Genomic DNA, 17113 nt, shown 5'->3' on the forward strand with positions numbered 1-17113 from the left:
ACGATGAAAACTCCAACCGATACCACACTCTGGACCTGCGGCGCTGACCTGGTGGTCGCGCAGCTGGAAGCGCAGGGCGTTCAGCATGTCTTTGGCATTCCCGGCGCAAAAATCGACAAGGTTTTTGACTCGCTGCTGGACTCCTCTATCCGGACCATTCCGGTTCGCCATGAAGCTAACGCCGCGTTTATGGCCGCTGCGGTAGGCCGTCTCACCGGTAATGCGGGCGTGGCGCTGGTCACCTCCGGGCCGGGCTGCTCCAACCTGATCACCGGGATGGCCACAGCCACCAGCGAAGGGGATCCGGTGGTCGCCCTCGGCGGCCAGGTCAAACGCTCCGACAACGCCAAGCAGGTGCATCAGAGCATGGACACGGTGGCGATGTTTCGCCCGGTCACCAAATATGCCGTGGAGGTCACCGATCCCTCGGCGCTCTCTGAGTGTCTGTCGAATGCGTTTCGTCACGCCGAGCATGGCCGGGGCGGGGGCGCCTTTATCAGCCTGCCGCAGGATATTGTGGACCAGCCGGTGACCGGCAAAGCGCTGAGCAGCAAAGGCCGTCCGGTGCTGGGTGCCGCGCCTGATGCGATGATCGACGCGGTCAGCCGGGCGATTGCCGGCGCGAAAAATCCGGTCATCCTGCTGGGCCTGATGGCGAGTCAGCCTGAGAACAGCGAGGCGATCCACGACCTGCTGACCCGCAGTCATATTCCGGTGACCAGCACCTATCAGGCGGCCGGAGCGATCAGACAGGAGCACTTCTCACGTTTCGCCGGGCGCGTCGGCCTGTTTAACAACCAGGCGGGCGATCGGCTGCTGCAACAGGCTGACCTGATCATCACCATCGGCTACAGCCCGGTGGAATATGAACCGGCGATGTGGAACAGCGGCAGCGCCACCCTGATCCATATCGATGTTATCCCGGCAGAGACCGATAACCGTTACCTGCCGGATGCCGAACTGGTGGGCGACATCGCCGCCACGGTGCGCAAGCTGGCAGCACGGATCACCACCCCGCTGCAGCTGACCTCAGAAGCGGCCAGCATCCTGGAGGATCGGCAGCAGCAGCGTAAATTACTGGCGATGCAGGGGGCCAGCCTCAACCAGTTTGCCCTGCATCCCCTGCGCATCGTGCGCGCCATGCAGGACATCATTAACAGCGACGTCAGCCTGACGGTCGATATGGGCAGCTTCCACATCTGGATCGCCCGCTACCTCTACAGCTTCCGCGCCCGTCAGATCATGATCTCCAACGGTCAGCAGACGATGGGCGTGGCGCTGCCGTGGGCGATTGGGGCCTGGCTGGTCGATCCGCAGCGCAAGGTGGTGTCGGTGTCCGGTGACGGTGGCTTCCTGCAGTCCAGCATGGAGCTGGAAACGGCCGTGCGGCTGAAAGCCAATATTCTGCATATCGTCTGGGTGGATAACGCCTACAACATGGTGGCGATGCAGGAAGAGAAAAAGTATCAGCGCGTGTCAGGCGTCAACTTTGGCCCGGTCGATTTCAAAGCCTATGCAGAAGCGTTTGGCGCGGCAGGCTTTGCGGTAACCCGGGCAGCCGAGCTGGAGCCGATGCTGCGTCAGGCGATGGATGTTCAGGGCCCTGCGGTCGTGGCGGTGCCGGTCGATTACGCCGACAACCCGCTCCTGATGGGTCAGCTGCATCTGAGCCAGCTTCTTTAATCTCATGTGAATAAGGAAAGGATGATGAAAAACAGAGTGGCACTGGTAACTGGCGCAGGCCAGGGAATCGGCGAAGCGATCGCCCTGCGTCTGGCGAAAGATGGCCTGGCCGTGGCGGTGGCCGATTTCAACGAGGCGACCGCCCGCCAGGTGGCGGAGAAGATTAACCAGCAGGGCGGCAAAGCGATCGCCCTGAAGGTGGATGTCGCGCAGCGCGATCAGGTCATGGCCGCCGTCGAGGAGGCGCGTCGCACGCTGGGCGGGTTTGATGTCATCGTCAACAATGCCGGTATCGCCCCCTCCACGCCCATCGCGGAGATCACCGAAGCGGTGATCGACAGGGTCTACAACGTCAATGTCAAAGGGGTGATCTGGGGTATGCAGGCTGCGATTCAGGCCTTCGCCGCAGAGGGCCACGGCGGCAAGATCATCAACGCCTGTTCCCAGGCGGGTCACGTCGGTAACCCGGATCTGGCGGTTTACAGCTCCAGTAAGTTTGCGGTGCGCGGCCTGACACAGACCGCTGCCCGCGACCTGGCCCCGGCCGGTATCACGGTCAATGCGTTCTGTCCGGGCATTGTCAGAACGCCCATGTGGGAAGAGATAGACCGGCAGATCTCTGAAGCAGCCGGAAAACCGGCCGGTTATGGCACCGAAGCGTTTGCGAAACGCATTACGCTGGGCCGCCTCTCTGAGCCGGAGGATGTGGCCGCCTGCGTGGCCTATCTCGCCAGTCCCGACTCCGATTACATGACGGGTCAGTCGCTGCTGATCGATGGCGGCATGGTATTTAACTGATGCCTCTTCGCCTGTTGCGCGCTGGCGCAGCAGGCACCCTTTCCGTGCGGGAAAAACGTTAATTTTTTTTATCTTAAAAGCGGTTAATCATCAATGCGTTGCCCTTTTCAGGCGCATTCTGCCGCCACAGCCATTAAAGCTACTTATCACCCTGCCGATAAAACTGAGACTCCTCACCCTGTCCGAAGCGACCATGTTAACTATCAATCATAACGATGCCGCCGCTAAAGTGAGCAATGCGCGGTACAGCACAGAGTCGATTCTGGGACGAACGATTGAACGCTTATCATCAGGGATGCGGATTAACAGTGCGAAAGATGACGCGGCAGGTCAGGCGATTGCCAACCGCATGACAGCCAACGTCAACGCCGATGCGGTGGTGGCCCGGGGCCTTAATGACGCAATCAGCTATTCTCAGACCGCCGATGGCGGCCTGAACAGCATCGTGAATATGCTGGTCCAGGCGCGCGCACTCTCCGTTCAGGCCGCGAACGGCACGCTCTCCGACGCCGATCGGCAGAGCGTGAACGACCAGTATCAGCAGATCCTGGCAGGCATCAACGACATTGCCGATCAGACCGAAATTTTTGGCCGCTATCCGCTGGCGACCAATAATCCCGATCTGCCTCCCGCGAAGCTGGGCAACGTCGATCCGATAAACACAAAATTTCCGGTCGCGGGCAAAAGCTACTCGTTTACCTCCGGCGTGATCCCGCTGGCCTATATTCCGGCAGGATCGACGGGGATTGCCATCACCATCGACTCCCTGGGACAGGATGATGACCTTCAGCTGTTTACCCGTGACGGGAAGCACCTGGCCGGAACGCCGCTGGACGGCGCAGCTCCCGACTACACCTGGAGCAGCAAAGGCATCAGCGATGCGACAACGGCGGATGCCCGGCTGCTGACCAGCAAAAACGGTTTCACCCCCGGCGCGACCTATGACAGCTCACAGCTGGTGGAGGGAGGAGCAAGCTGGGCGCTGGCGGGCAGTAACAGCGGCAGTTACAACGGCATGAACATCACCTACAGCGGTGACGGCGATCGCTATGAAGATGTCGCCAGCGGTGAATTCAATAACGGCACCATCACCGGCACCCGGCTGGAGCGCATTTCGCTGGATACCGTCACTGAAGATCTGATTGTGGTGGTCGTTGGCAACGGCTCCTTCACCGCTAGCCTGACCTGGGGAAATCTGCCGGAGCCCAAAGGCGTGCCCGCGACTCCGCCCCATCAGAGCCGCCCGCTGGAGGTGATCACCAGCGCCGATTACGGTCAGCCGGTGCAGTCGGATAGCATTCCCGCGACGCCGTCAGACACTAAAGCGCTGGGGCTGAACAACACCACGCTGCTGACCAGTGGTGATATCAGTGTCACGATGAAGGCGCTGGATGGCGCGCTGGCGAAGGTCAGCGGATATCAGTCCCTTTATGGCGCTAAGATCAACCGCTACGAGTCGAACCGTAACGTGTTAGCGCAGCAGGGCGTGGATACCGCCGCCGCGCGCAGCCGTATTCAGGATGCCGATTATGCTGAAGAAGCGAGCCAGCTGGCGCGCAGCCAGATCATTCAGCAGGGTCAGACGGCCGTCAGCAAAATGACCAATAAAACGCCGGAGATGATCATTCAATTGTTAGGCAGCTAACCTTCTGAAAGGGCTGAGCATTCTCCTCAGCCCTCTCTTCCCGCACCGGCGCTACCTCTTTCAATCCCACGCTATTCTGGTCCTGACTGCCGGCTCACGCTGTCGTTGCGTTTGATCCCGATCACACAATCTCGTTTAAGAACCGTTTAAGAATGACGGCGATCACCTTTCTTTGTTAAATAAATGCTAAATCCGGATAACTCTTTACTATCAGCTCTCTGAGCAGGGTTAATTAAAACAACAGCTTAATCGTTACCAGGCTAAGCAATTACCTGAATTCTCCTGCCTGAACAACACTTTTCTATAACTTTTACACCATTGCGAGGGCTGTTATTTTGCTGACGATACTGGGTTTTTCCATGGTGGTCTGCTTCATGTATCTGATCATGACCAAGCGCATGTCTGCCCTGATTGCGCTGATCCTGATCCCCACCCTGTTTGCGCTGATCGGCGGGTTCCACGCGGGCCTGGGTGCCATGATGCTGGATGGCGTCAAAAAACTGGCCCCCACCGGTGTGATGCTGACCTTCTCCATTCTCTATTTTGGTCTGATGATCGATGCCGGACTGTTCGATCCACTGGTGCGTTTTATTCTCCGGCTGGTGCGCGGAGACCCGCTCAAAGTGCTGGTCGGCACCGCAGTTTTAACCCTGCTGGTTTCGCTGGATGGTGACAGCTCAACCACCTATATGATCGCCATCGCCGCTTTCCTGCCACTCTATCACCGGCTGGGTATGAACGTGCTGATGATGACCTGCCTGGTCAACCTCGCCAGCGGCATCATGAACCTGTCTCCATGGGGCGGACCGACGGCCCGCGCCGCTGCGGCGCTGCGCATCGATGCCCTCGACATCTTTATTCCGATGCTGCCTGCCATGCTGCTGGCGTGCGTCAGCCTGGTGGCGATGGCGGTGCTGTTTGGCCTGCGTGAGCGTAAGCGTTTAGGCGTGATGAGCATGAAAGAGCATCACCTGGACAGCATCGAGCTGGGCCTGGGCGATGCCGAAGAGTGCGCCGCCAACCGGCGTCCGAAGATGTTCTGGCCAAACTTCATTCTGACCACCGTGCTGCTGGTGCTGCTGGTCATCGGCTTAATGCCGATTCAGATCCTGTTTATGCTGGCGTTTGCGATTGCGGTCATGCTCAACTATCCGACGCTGGAAGAGCAGAAAGCCCGCATCAGCGCGCATGCCGGGAACGTACTGGCGGTGACCTCGCTGATTTTTGCCGCCGGTATCTTCACGGGGATCCTCTCCGGAACCGGTATGGTCGATGCGATGGCGAAGAGCCTGCTGGCGGTGATCCCGCACAGCTTCGGGCCTTATCTGGCGCTCTTTACCGCGCTGGTCAGCCTGCCGTTTACCTTCTTTATGTCGAACGACGCCTTTTACTTCGGCATTCTGCCGGTTATCGCGCAGACGGCGGCCAGCTACGGCATTACCGCAGAAGAGATCGCCCGCGCATCCATCGTTGGACAGCCGTTCCACCTGCTGAGCCCGCTGGTGCCGTCCGTTTACCTGCTGGTGGGCCTGGCGAAGGTCGATATCGGTGACCACCAGCGCTTCGCCATCAAATGGGGCATTCTGGTCAGTCTCGTCCTGATGGCGGGCGGCCTGATCACCGGCGCTTTCCCGCTGTTCCACCGTTAATCGTCGGTTTTATGGCGGATAACCGACACTTTTGCCCGGTTATCCGCCTCACCGCTCCGCCTACTGTTTCAACCCTTTCTACACTCTACAGCCAGACGGAGATCTGCGCGCCGGACGGCGCCAGGCTCTGGTCATATTCCGTTAACGCTGTGGAGCTTCGATGAAAATTCACCATCTCAACTGTGGCTGTATGTGCCCGCTGGGCGGCGCGTTCTACGATGGATTCAGCAGAGGCCTTAAGGCGCATCTTGTCTGCCACTGTCTGCTGATCGAGACCGATCGCGACGGGCTGGTGCTGGTGGATACCGGATTCGGGCGGCAGGATATTCATGCGCCCGGCAGCCGTCTGTCCGGCTTTTTCCGTGCACTGAACAACATTCAGCGACGTGACGAACTCACCGCGCTGTCACAGATCACGGCGCGGGGATTCCGGGCGGAAGACGTGCGCCATATTATTCTGACCCATCTCGATTTCGACCATGCTGGCGGACTGACCGATTTTCCGCAGGCGCGTCTCCATCTGTTACAGCAGGAGGTCGATACCGCTCATCAGCGGCATAGCTGGCTGTCGCGTGAACGTTACCGTCCCGGACAATGGGGCGGGATCAGCCAGTGGGAGACCTATCAGCCGCAGGGGGAAACCTGGTTTGGCTTTGAGGCCGTTAACCGCCTGCGTGATCTGCCGCCAGAGATTCTGCTGGTGCCGCTGGCAGGCCATACGCCGGGACACGCGGGTATCGCCATCCGGCAGCCCGATGGCTGGCTGCTGCACGGCGGCGATGCCTGGTTTTATCGCGGGGAGATGCGTCAGCAGACACGGCACTGTACACCGGGGCTGCGCTTTTATCAGTGGATGATGGGAATGGATAACCGGGCCAGGCGGCATAACCAGCAGCGACTGCGGGCGCTCTCCTGCCAGCACGGCGGCGACATTACCTTTTTCTGCAGTCACGACGCGCGCGAACTGGATGGATTGCAGGGTAATGCCCCGCTGCGCTGATAACCTATCGCTCTTCCCTGAGCCGGGCGGCAGCGTGATCGGGTGACCTATGCCGTCCAGCGGCCTCGTGTTCATCGCCTGAGTGACGGGCTCAGATGCGGACGCCCGAGCCCTGAGGGTCCAGCCGTCTCAGCCGCAGCGGCATCCCGTGCAATCAGCTTACGCCGGATCGCCCGCCCGCTTTTTCAGCTGCGCAGCAAGCCAGGGGGCGGTAAGACTCTGTTCCGCGCGGCTGACCGCTTCCGGTGAACCGGCAGCGACAACCCGTCCGCCCTTCAGCCCGGCACCGGGCCCCAGATCGATCACCCAGTCCGCCTCGGCCACAATCCGCATCGTATGTTCCGCCATCACCACGGTATGGCCGCGTGTGACCAGCTCATCCAGTACGATCAGGAGCTTATCCATGTCCGAGGGATGCAGGCCGGTTGAGGGCTCATCCAGCAAATAAAGCGTAGCGGTTCGCTGCACGCGCTGCAGTTCCCAGGCGAGCTTGATGCGCTGACACTCGCCACCGGAGAGTTCGGTGGCGGGCTGACCCAGCGTCAGATAACCCAGACCCAGCGACGTCAGCGCCTTCAGGGAGCGCTGGATGCCGTCGTACTCCCGGAACCGCTCGGTGGCTTCATCGACGGTGAGCGCCAGCACATCAGCAATCGTGAGGTCATTCCATGTCACCTCAAGCGTTTCGGGATTATAACGGCTTCCCCCACAGACCGAGCAGGTTGCCGTCGCGCTCGGCATAAAGAGCAGCTCGATAGAGATCTGTCCCTGCCCTTCACACGCCGGACAGCGCCCGGCAGGCAGGTTAAATGAGAAGCGGCTGGCGCTGAACCCTCTGGCTTTGGCGGCGGGCGTGTCGGCAAAGAGTCGGCGGATAATGTCGAAAAATCCGGTATAGGTGGCAAGATTTGAGCGTGGCGTCCGACCAATCGGGCGCTGATCGATCCTGACCAGCCGGCCGATGGCGTCACCGCCACTGATAACCTGCCCCGTCACGTCCGGTACTGGCTCCTCCTCCTCGCCCTCTTCGCTGTCAGGCGGGGTATCAAAACGTCCGAGCATTTCGGGCAGCACGCGATTCAGCAGGGTGGATTTCCCCGAGCCGGAAATCCCGGTAACTGCCGTCATTCTCGCCAGCGGGATAGCGATATCAATCCCGTTGATGTTGTTACAGGCGATCTGTTCCAGCCTGAGCCAGTGTTCAGCAGGGTGACGCTGACGCAGCCCGCTGTAGCTGCGGGCAAAGAGGTATTCCGCGGTCGGGGAAGCGCCGACCTCTTCCAGTCCGGCTGGCTCGCCGTTATAGACGACTGCGCCGCCATGACTGCCCGGACCCGGCCCGACCTCCACCAGCCAGTCCGCCTCGGCAATCAGGTCCGTATTATGCTCGACGACAACCAGCGAGTTGCCAGCCCGGACCAGATTTTTCAGGGAGGCCAGCAGCGATCGGACATCGTCGGGATGCAGGCCTGCAGACGGCTCATCCAGCACGTAGAGCACGCCAAACAGACGGGAAATCAGCTGGGTGGCCAGCCGCACGCGCTGCAGTTCGCCAGAGGACAGCAGCGTGGTACGGCGCCCCGGCGCGAGATGCCCCAGCCCCAGCATCTCGAGCTGCCCCAGCCGCGTGCTGATATCGGAGGCCATCCGGATCACTGCCTCGCGCAGCGCCGCCTCAGCGGGCATGTCCGGTGATGTGCCCTGTGCGTAGGGTTTCAGCCGTTCGTTCAGTTCAGAGACCGGGCGTTCACTCAGGCTGGCGATATCCTCACCGGCAAAGGTGACAGAGAGCGCATCCCGGTTAAGCCTTTTGCCGTGGCATTCCGGACAGGGCGCGACCGTCACAAAGCGCGCCAGCCGTTTCTTCGTGGCTTCGCTGCCACCCGCATAGCCCTGCAGCACGATTTTTGCCGCGCTGGTGTAGGTGCCGGTATAGGCGGGCTCTTCGCCCGCCGCCAGCGCTTTTTCCCGCTGCGCCGCGTTCAGCCCGACAAAAATCGGCACTGAGGGTTGTTCATCGGTCAGCAGTATCCACTGCCGATCGCGGGATGAAAGCGTGTGCCAGGGCGCATCGACGTCATAGCCGAGCGTCTCCAGAATGCTGCGCAGATTCTTGTTGTGCCAGCCTCTGGGCCATGAGGCAATCGCGCCTTCGCGGATGCTGAGTGATTCATCCGGCACCATCGCTTCGGTTCTGACGGTATGCACCCGGCCAAGTCCCTGACAATGCGGACAGGCGCCTTTGGGATGGTTGGGGGAAAAATAGTCGGCCGTCATGAAGGGCACGCCCTCTGGCCTTACGCCCGCTCGGGAAAACAGCAGGCGCAGCGTGACGGAAATGCGGGTCAGGCTGCCTACCGTAGAACGTTCCTGCGCTCCGGTACGGCTCTGCTGAAGCGCCACCGCGGGCGGAAGCCCGTCGATATTGTCTACATCCGGCGCAGCTGCCTGATCGATCAGACGGCGGGCATGTGGCGATACCGACTCAATAAACCGGCGCTGCGCTTCCGCGTAGAGGGTATCAAAAGCGAGTGAGGACTTACCCGAGCCGGAGACCCCGGTAAAGACCACCAGCGCATTCCGGGGGAACCGCAGCGACACCTCTTTGAGATTGTGTGTTCTGGCACCCTGAACCGAGACATAAGGGTCAATATGCTCATCAGCGCGGTAAGGATCGGTGGAGCTTTTTTCTCTCATGATGTCCCTGCTTGATCATCTCCGGCAGGCTAAGAGCCGCCTGCCGATAGTTGCTGAAAGTGGTGATGGCCGATTGGGTGTTCAGGCGATGCGGCCCGATCCGGCCTCGGCACCCAGGCAAGGGTAGTCAGGGATCCCGGGATGTACAACGCGGAGGGGGTGTTTGATGGGGGGAGAGGCGGGCAATGCCGCATTAACCGGCACTCACCTCATAAGTCAGGAGATATACACTGACTGGACCCGTAACCGGTAATCTGACAGGTTCACGCACCCGCCACATGGAGAGTCCGGATCATTGCAAGGGCAGCTCGCGCCCTTTGGGCAGCACGTCATAAACGCAATCAGGCTGTTCAGTCGCCGCTAGCGGCTCTCTTGCAGCCAGCCTCGGCTGCTTCATGCAAAATTTGATCGCCGTTGCCGGATCGGATGCCTCGATCGGCGAATCTTCCTGCTCATGTTGTTCAAAAGGCAGAGCCACGTCCGTAAATCCCCCGCTTCACTTGAGTGAGTGCTCATTGTTGAACAAGGGAGAAACAGCCGCCCGCGCTGCCTGATAATCTGCTTTATTGTGAACAGGTTTGACTGACTCAAGCCTCATATCGCCATCATTCCGGCGACTTGGCTGCTGTACCTGGCATGTGTACCAACAAATTCAACAGAGATTGCCAAATCTGTATGTTACCGCGACGACCCGATGGAAGTGGTTTCACACCAAACTGTTACTCATAGGCTTGATTTGCCCAAGCCTCCAGCATCAGGCCAGGCATTCGCTCAAATTCCCGAACAGTGTTTGTTACCAGTACGGCACCACCAGCAGCGATGGCATGACCGGCAATGGCCATGTCGTTTGGCTCGATAAGCGCTGCGGCAAGCTGCAGCGCGACACGAATGTTTGTGATCGCCTCTAATGCAGCATGATCCCAGGGCAGGATGGCATAAAGTCGGGCACAAAACGCGTCAACCAATGGAGTATGATGCGGAGAGGCCTTCGGGCCGGTGGCACCGAAGCGCATTTCAGAGTAGGTAATGGCAAAGACAACAAATACGCTGATTACGAAAGACTGCCTGCTCCAGGCGTCTGAGCAGAGCGTCAGGCTGCTCGCGCATGATGAACGAACTGATACATGTGTCGAACATCCAGACGTTTTTCACAGGTCGGATCGTCCTTTATCACTACATCCTCACGTACTGTCATAAAGACTGGTTCGGCCCTCTCAAATTCGAGCAAGGTCCATGTCGGGCGAACCGGATGCAGAATGATACTGTCCCCTCCCCGGATAATCGCCAGGATGCTGACTCCCTCAAAATCCAGATCGCGGGGCAGACGAATAGCACGGTGATTACCCTTCCTGACAATAGATACGATGCTCATAGTGGATTCCCCTGCGTTCATGTTTCTCAGAATACTTGTCCGTATCAGGTATGGGCTGAGGTTGATTACAGGATAAATTTTAACCTGAACATATCCCTTGCAGATGTGAAGTCCCAGATAACAATTTTTACGATCCCCGCCAGGACACTGGCCTGCTCCGCCTTTTCACCGTGAGCAGGCGGCAGTTTCTTCGATAAGTAGTCAGAAAATCACCGCCCGTCAGCGCGACTCCCCTCGCGCAGACCATCTCACGGGTTGATCCATTCGCTTGCCTGCAATACTCCGTCAGCCGCATAGCGGAACAGCGCGCGCTGGTTGTCGTTCCGCTGGAGCTGATAAGCGTCCAGCGAAACGACCTGCACGATCACCACGCCGAAGCGGGATTCTCCGGCTTCCGGTTCCGTCGATTCATCTGTGAGAGACGCAGTTGCCCGCACCTCGCCCGGCGGTCCACCGTGGTATGTCTGCCGGGTATGCGACGGCAGCGCACGCCAGATGCGCCGGGCAATCTCACTGCCTGCCGCATAACAGTGAACCTGCCCGGCCAGGCGCAGTTGCAGTCGACGCTCATGGCAATATCCCAGCACGGTCACCTGAGGATTTGCTGCCATCTCCTGCCATTTCGGGCTGCGGACATCGGTATGAAATGTCAGCCTCCGGCGCGCATCATCGCATTCGCGCAGAACTACGATCCGCGCCTGAGGCCGCTGCGCGGTATCGGCCGTGCAGAGCGTCACATACCGGAATCCGGCGTGCGGATCGGCGGCCGCGTCCATGAGTTCCGTCCAGGCGGCAGCTTCAAACGATCTCAAATCCATTGGGTTACCCTCATCAGCGTTAACGTCAGCAATCGGCTAAGCGTAGCAACGAAGCGGGAAGATGACCTGCCAGCGCTGTCACGAACGCAGCCCTGCGCCAGTTTATTCAGGCGAACACGGAGACAGAAAAATGTCCTCTGTTGCGGGATGTCTCGCAACGTGACGCGATCGCTTCACGCCCGTCGGCGACACTGTGCTATTTTTGCCGCATCGTCTGACTCAACTGATCCGCAGGAAGTGACCGCATGTCTAGGGACGCATCGCCAGAATCTGAGCCGCAGGTCACTTCACCGCGCCTCACCTACCGTCCGCTGCGTCAGCAGGACTGGCCTTTCTATCTGGCAGTCAGTCAGGACCGATCGGTGATGCAATACATCAGCGACCCGCGCAGCGCCGAAGAGATCAGAACACACTCTTTTGATGTGCGGCTGCCCGCCTGGTACAGGGGCTGTCCGCACTGGCTGTGTCTGGTGATTGAGGAGAAAACCTCCGGGCTTCCGGTGGGCCTGTGCGGGTTTATCGATCGCGGAGACGGGATAGCTGAGGCGGGTTTTCTGCTGGCCGCAGAGGCGCAGGGAAAAGGCTAAGGCAGCGAGTCGCTGCGGGCCACGATCGCCTTCTGCTTTGAGCAGCAGAATTACCGTAAAATGGTCGCCACCGTCACGGCGGGTAACGCGGCATCATGCCGGACCCTGCTGTCGGCCGGTTTTATTCAGGAAGGCACCTTACGGCAGAACTTTTTTCTCGACGGCAGATGGCAGGATGACTGGATCTTCGGCTTGCTGAAAGAGGAATACCGGCCAGCAGCACGCTGATGAGTGGCCAGCGCGCCGCCGTACAGGACGAACCGGTCAGCGTGGCGTGACGCCGTAACCGCTGACAGCAGGCAGCACAGGGGCTTTCTGATCCAGCATCGCCTCAAAGTCCTCTGGCGTGAGTGGCTGACATAACCCATTTCCCTGCATCACGTTGCATCCGGCTGTCGTGACAAAAGCGATCTGATCTTTCTCCTCCACGCCTTCTGCCGCGACCTGAATGCCCAGGCTTTTCCCCAGCGCGGTCATGGCGCGAAACATCATCCGCACCCGCATACTGGAATCCAGTTCCAGCGTCAGCGACTTATCGATCTTGAAGCCCGACACAAAGCTGTAGCGCAGCAGATTAAGCGCCCCCAGCGTCCGACCGTAGTGATCGATAACAAAGGAGGCGCCCGTCCGGCGCACGGCCTCCACCTGCGCGGGCATATCCTGCACCAGCACCGCCAGCAGCGGCTCATCCACCTCCAGCTCGACGAAACCGGCATCGCCTCCGGCGCTTTCACGGATCACCGCTTCCAGCGTCTGTCCGGTCAGCTGACGCGGAAACAGGTTGATGCTGACGCGAAGCGCGGGAAAACGCACCTGCCACTGCCGGACCTGAGCCAGCGCACTGCGGATAATCCACTCCCCGAGCGTGACGGAAAGCGGACTCTTCACCAGCATACCGATGAACTCCGCGGGCAACAGCAAGCCGCGCGTCGGATGCTGCCAGCGCACCAGGGTCTCGCAGCCCACGAGTCTGCCGCTTTCCACGTCGTAGCGGGGCTGATAATAAAGCGTGAACTGCTGCTGCCGTACCGCCGTTTCCAGTTCGCGCTCAAAGCGACGACGCTGCTGTTCGGCATCCCGGAATGCGGGCATAAACAGAATGCTGCACCCTTTGCCCGAAGCCTTGGCGCGATAGAGCGCCAGGTCCGCGGCAGACATCACCGAAGAGGGATCGCGGCCATGCTCAGGATAAGAGGCGATCCCGGTGCTGGCTCCCACCACAACGGGTGAATCGTGATAACGGAACGGCGTCTGCACGGCCGCAATCAGTTTTTCCGCCATGATTGCCGCTTCGGCGCTGCCACCCGCCAGCAGGATCACAAATTCATCACCGCCCAGACGCGCAGCCGTTACGGCGCTGGTACAGACCGCCCGGATCTGTTCGGCGACGTGACACAGCAGCGCATCCCCGGCGGCATGTCCCAGCGTGTCATTGACCTCCTTGAAGCCATCGAGGTCGGTCATCAGTAGCGTATAGGGCACGCCCGCTTTGGTCAGCTGAGCCACCTGCTCCATAAAGGCGCTGCGGCTGGCGAGTCGCGTCAGCATATCCAGCGAGGCCAGTTCACAGAGTCGCGCTTCACTCTCATAGCGGGCCGTGACATCACGGATAATCATTCCCACCAGCCGCTCGCCCTCTTCACACCAGCCGGAAAAAGAGACCTCGGCCGGAAATTCGCGACCGTTCCGGGTCACGCCCCAGATCTGTAACGAGCGCGGCAGAGAGATTGCCGCATCATCCGCGGTGATACGAGCCAGTTCGGTGCGATAATCGGTCTGGCAGCGCGCCGGAATCAGCTCGCTGACATACTGGCCCCGCATCTCTTCGGCGGTGTAGCCAAACAGCGCCGTCGCGGCCGGATTCCAGAAGATGATGCCGCGCCGCAGGTCGGTGCAGACAATGGCGTCAGGCGAGGTCGATGAAATCGCCTGAAGCCGCTGCTGGCTGGTGTAACGCAGCAATTCCAGACGGTGCATCTCCATGCGATCCATCACCAGGGCGGCGATGTCGGCCAGATGCTGCCGATCCTCCGCCGTCAGCGGCTCACGCGGATGGCTGTCGGTCAGGCAGACGGTGCCAATGTGATGACCATCGGGGGTTGAGAGCGGGATCCCGGCGTAAAAGCGGATAAAGGGATAGCCATGCACCAGCGGACTGTCGCAAAAGCGCGGATCCTTCAGCGTATCGGGCACACAGAGGATGTCGCCTTTCGCCAGCGTATGATTGCAGAAGGCGACGTTACGCGCGGTGCCGGAGATATTCAGACCGTAGCGGGAGGCGAAGAATTGCCGCTTCTCATCAATCAGCGACACAAAGGCGACCGGCACCTTAAACAGGCGTGCGGCCAGCGTGGTGAGCCGGTCCAGCGCATCGGTCGGCGGTGTATCCATCAGATGATACTGTTTGAGTGCGTCGAGGCGAGCGGCCTCGGCATCATGATAAACGGGACGTTTCAACGTCATCTCCCCTCTGATGTTATCTGCTGTGGCCGGCATGACACAGCATAAAGAGGACACGTTCAATCAGACAGGACGGACAGATTGCGCTGCCGACCCGCTGCCGGAAGAAAGGCCCGTCAGTGAGCCCGGCAGCAACAGATTGCCGCACAGAGCCCGATAAAGCTGGTGCCGCCAGAAGCGGACGCCAGTTAACACGTTCTGCCCGGCTGAGAGGTCGCGACGCAGCAGCGCCTGTTTGCGGACCGCGCCAGCCAGAACCGGCCGGGGCATATCAGACGAGCGGGATAATGCGCTTCGTTTAGCTATATATCGGCCTGACATAACTTTACTTCAGCGAAAACAGAGGCTGACGATCCTACTTTTTCGGTCTCGGGACCAGCTCATAGTAGGGATGCTCTCCGGCCAGCAGCATCAGCAGCTCATATTCCCCCTGGCTGAGCAGCGCAGGATTTTTCGATGCTTCTTTGGTCTGCCAGACCCGCTGGCTGAGATCAAACCGCTCTGCCGCAATCTCCTGTGAGAGTCCGGCTGCCTTACGCAGTTCACGCACGTTGTGCTGCACAACGACGGGCTGCTGAAAAATCTGATTTCTCATATGAACGCTCCGCATACGGTGCCCCGATCCGATGGCCGGGCAGAAGGATCTGCCTGCAGCCAACACATAAATTTGAGTTAAGTTTTAAATCCCGGGTATTTTTCGCGTCAGGAAAGCGTAAAAAATCAGCAAACGTGCTGGAATTAAGTGAAATTATATTTTCCGTTCTCATCGGACAATTCCTGCCCGGCTTGAATCATTATTTTCATTCTGAATCGCTAAAATGGCTTTGCGATGATCGGCGTCAATAACACTTAAAATAAATGATGCATTTATTCATCTTTAAAATAAGCCGGAAAGCTGGCCGCGATTAATACATATACGGCCAGCCCGGACTTAATGAGAGGGCGTTCAGGCTAGGCCTGACTGAAAGCGGCCCAGCCACCCGGCTGCTCCACGGGCGCTGCGGGCCTGCTGACCGCAGAAGCAGGCTGCTGTGGCAGGGTAAAACGCGTAATCACGCTTCCCAGCGTTTCGGTCTGTCCACTGAGGCTGCCAGCCGTTGCAGAAACCTGCTGAACCAGCGTCGCATTCTGCTGGGTCACGCGGTCCAGTTCAGCCACGGCCACCGTCACCTGGGCAATCCCCTTGCTCTGCTCATCCGATGCCAGCGCAATCTGTCCGATGCGCTCGTTAACACCGCCGACGCCACGCAGCACCGCTTCCATCGTGGTCCCTGCGCTCTCGGCCGCACGCCTGCCGTCATCGACACGCGCGACCGTTTCGGTAATCAGCTCTTCAATCTCTTTAGAGGCGGCCGCGCTGCGCTGCGCCAGTGAACGGACCTCGCTGGCAACCACCGCAAAACCGCGGCCCTGCTCACCCGCACGGGCCGCTTCGACGGCGGCGTTCAGCGCCAGGATATTGGTCTGAAACGCAATGCCGTTGATGGTGGCGGTGAACTGGCGAATTTTTTCTGAGCCCTGCGCGATGCTGGCAATAGCCGTCGCGACTGTCCGGACCAGCGCCACACCCTCGCGGGTGGTATCCGTGGTGCTGACGGCCAGTTCCCGCGCCTCGCGGGCGTTCTGCGCGTTATTGCGTACGGTGACGGTGATCTCCTCCATGCTGGCCGCCGTCTGCTCCAGCGCCGCAGCCTGGGTCGAAGTCCGGTCAGAGAGGTCCGCATTGCCTGCGGCAATGTCACCCGCTTCGCGATGAAGAATCGCCGCGTTATCGTGAATGGCACTGACCGTTTCCAGCAGACTGTGCTGCATCTCTTTCACCAGCGGCACCAGTTGACCAACGCAGTTGCGCCCCAGATCTTCAGGTTCACGGGTCAGATCGCCGTCCGCGATTACTTTCAGGTGCGCGCGGATCTTACCTACCGGACGCACCAGATGAACCACCAGATAGCGGTCACAGAACAGCAGCAATGCCACGGACATCAGCAGCGCGGACAGCAGTGCGCCTTCCAGCTTACGGCGGTCAGCCCTGAGCGGAGCCTGACTTTGTGCCAGCTGCTGCGTCAGCTGATTAAGCTGTTCGCGGGCAGCGGACGGGAAGTCTGCAGGGGCAGCCAGGAGGGTTGTACGCAGACCATCCCATTCAGGGCCGGCCGGCATCGCGGCAATGAGCGCATCTTTCTCGGCCGGGCGGCCGCTCTGCATAACGAGAGCACTCTGCGCCAGCACGCTCAGTTGCTGCGACAGGAGGTCGGCGCGTTCCGTCTGGCGAAAGATATCGCGCACGACCTGGTTGCTGTAGCCGCCCGCCAGCGCGATCACGCCGACGGATACGATCATCATCCACAGCACAACGCGGCGGATGGTGAAATGCCTGAGTGAATTCATGAGGGTTTCCCTGATG

The 17113-nt window shown here is 59.7% G+C and carries 12 protein-coding genes and 2 pseudogenes; 6 read left to right on the forward strand and 8 right to left on the reverse strand.

Annotated features, from left to right (window positions below; translation table 11 throughout):
• Window positions 1-3: 3 nt before the first annotated feature.
• The 5 genes from alsS to J1C59_RS19185 all read left to right on the forward strand — a co-directional run bounded on the left by alsS (window position 4) and on the right by J1C59_RS19185 (window position 6775).
• On the forward strand, window positions 4-1683 hold the full coding sequence (alsS, locus tag J1C59_RS19165) for an acetolactate synthase AlsS (protein ID WP_140916775.1): 1680 nt from the start codon (window positions 4-6) through the stop codon (window positions 1681-1683).
• A 24-nt stretch (window positions 1684-1707) separates the two neighbouring features.
• Window positions 1708-2481 carry a (S)-acetoin forming diacetyl reductase gene (locus J1C59_RS19170; RefSeq protein ID WP_128084327.1) on the forward strand — a complete coding sequence of 258 codons (774 nt, stop codon included), beginning with the start codon at window positions 1708-1710 and terminating at the stop codon, window positions 2479-2481.
• Between the two features lie 193 nt (window positions 2482-2674).
• Entirely contained in the window at window positions 2675-4126 is a 1452-nt protein-coding gene (locus J1C59_RS19175) for a flagellin N-terminal helical domain-containing protein (RefSeq protein ID WP_128084324.1), read from the forward strand.
• A gap of 335 nt (window positions 4127-4461) precedes the next feature.
• Window positions 4462-5775: a CitMHS family transporter gene (locus J1C59_RS19180; protein ID WP_128084323.1), complete on the forward strand. Its 1314-nt coding sequence runs from the start codon at window positions 4462-4464 to the stop codon at window positions 5773-5775.
• 160 nt (window positions 5776-5935) lie between these two features.
• A complete protein-coding gene (locus J1C59_RS19185) occupies window positions 5936-6775 on the forward strand; it encodes an MBL fold metallo-hydrolase (protein WP_128084322.1) in 840 nt (279 codons plus the stop codon).
• A 159-nt stretch (window positions 6776-6934) separates the two neighbouring features.
• On the opposite strand, the gene J1C59_RS19190 is transcribed toward J1C59_RS19185, so the two are convergent.
• From J1C59_RS19190 to J1C59_RS19210, 5 genes and pseudogenes are all read right to left on the reverse strand, one after another.
• Window positions 6935-9472: an excinuclease ABC subunit UvrA gene (locus J1C59_RS19190; protein WP_140916776.1), complete on the reverse strand. Its 2538-nt coding sequence runs from the start codon at window positions 9470-9472 to the stop codon at window positions 6935-6937.
• A gap of 292 nt (window positions 9473-9764) precedes the next feature.
• Window positions 9765-9950 carry a hypothetical protein gene (locus J1C59_RS19195; RefSeq protein ID WP_242281399.1) on the reverse strand — a complete coding sequence of 62 codons (186 nt, stop codon included), beginning with the start codon at window positions 9948-9950 and terminating at the stop codon, window positions 9765-9767.
• A 241-nt stretch (window positions 9951-10191) separates the two neighbouring features.
• Window positions 10192-10609 (reverse strand): annotated as a pseudogene (locus J1C59_RS19200) (type II toxin-antitoxin system VapC family toxin).
• Window positions 10563-10844: an AbrB/MazE/SpoVT family DNA-binding domain-containing protein gene (locus J1C59_RS19205; RefSeq protein ID WP_422615491.1), complete on the reverse strand. Its 282-nt coding sequence runs from the start codon at window positions 10842-10844 to the stop codon at window positions 10563-10565. Before J1C59_RS19205 ends, J1C59_RS19200 begins: the two are co-directional and overlap by 47 nt.
• Before the next feature lie 248 nt (window positions 10845-11092).
• Window positions 11093-11662 carry a pyridoxamine 5'-phosphate oxidase family protein gene (locus J1C59_RS19210; protein ID WP_128084320.1) on the reverse strand — a complete coding sequence of 190 codons (570 nt, stop codon included), beginning with the start codon at window positions 11660-11662 and terminating at the stop codon, window positions 11093-11095.
• 245 nt (window positions 11663-11907) lie between these two features.
• Here J1C59_RS19210 and J1C59_RS19215 point away from each other — a divergent pair.
• A pseudogene (locus tag J1C59_RS19215) lies at window positions 11908-12477 on the forward strand (GNAT family N-acetyltransferase).
• A 36-nt stretch (window positions 12478-12513) separates the two neighbouring features.
• Here the strand turns inward: J1C59_RS19215 and J1C59_RS19220 are convergent.
• The 3 genes from J1C59_RS19220 to J1C59_RS19230 form a co-directional block, all read right to left on the reverse strand.
• Window positions 12514-14640: a sensor domain-containing phosphodiesterase gene (locus J1C59_RS19220; RefSeq protein WP_128084319.1), complete on the reverse strand. Its 2127-nt coding sequence runs from the start codon at window positions 14638-14640 to the stop codon at window positions 12514-12516.
• A 424-nt stretch (window positions 14641-15064) separates the two neighbouring features.
• The gene (locus J1C59_RS19225; protein ID WP_128084318.1) at window positions 15065-15304 is read right to left on the reverse strand and encodes a transcriptional regulator; all 240 of its coding nucleotides are present in this window, start codon (window positions 15302-15304) and stop codon (window positions 15065-15067) included.
• A 356-nt stretch (window positions 15305-15660) separates the two neighbouring features.
• Entirely contained in the window at window positions 15661-17097 is a 1437-nt protein-coding gene (locus J1C59_RS19230; protein ID WP_140916777.1) for a methyl-accepting chemotaxis protein, read from the reverse strand.
• Between the last annotated feature and the right edge of the window lie 16 nt (window positions 17098-17113).

Source organism: Pantoea deleyi, assembly GCF_022647325.1.
GTDB classification, from domain to species: domain Bacteria; phylum Pseudomonadota; class Gammaproteobacteria; order Enterobacterales; family Enterobacteriaceae; genus Pantoea; species Pantoea deleyi.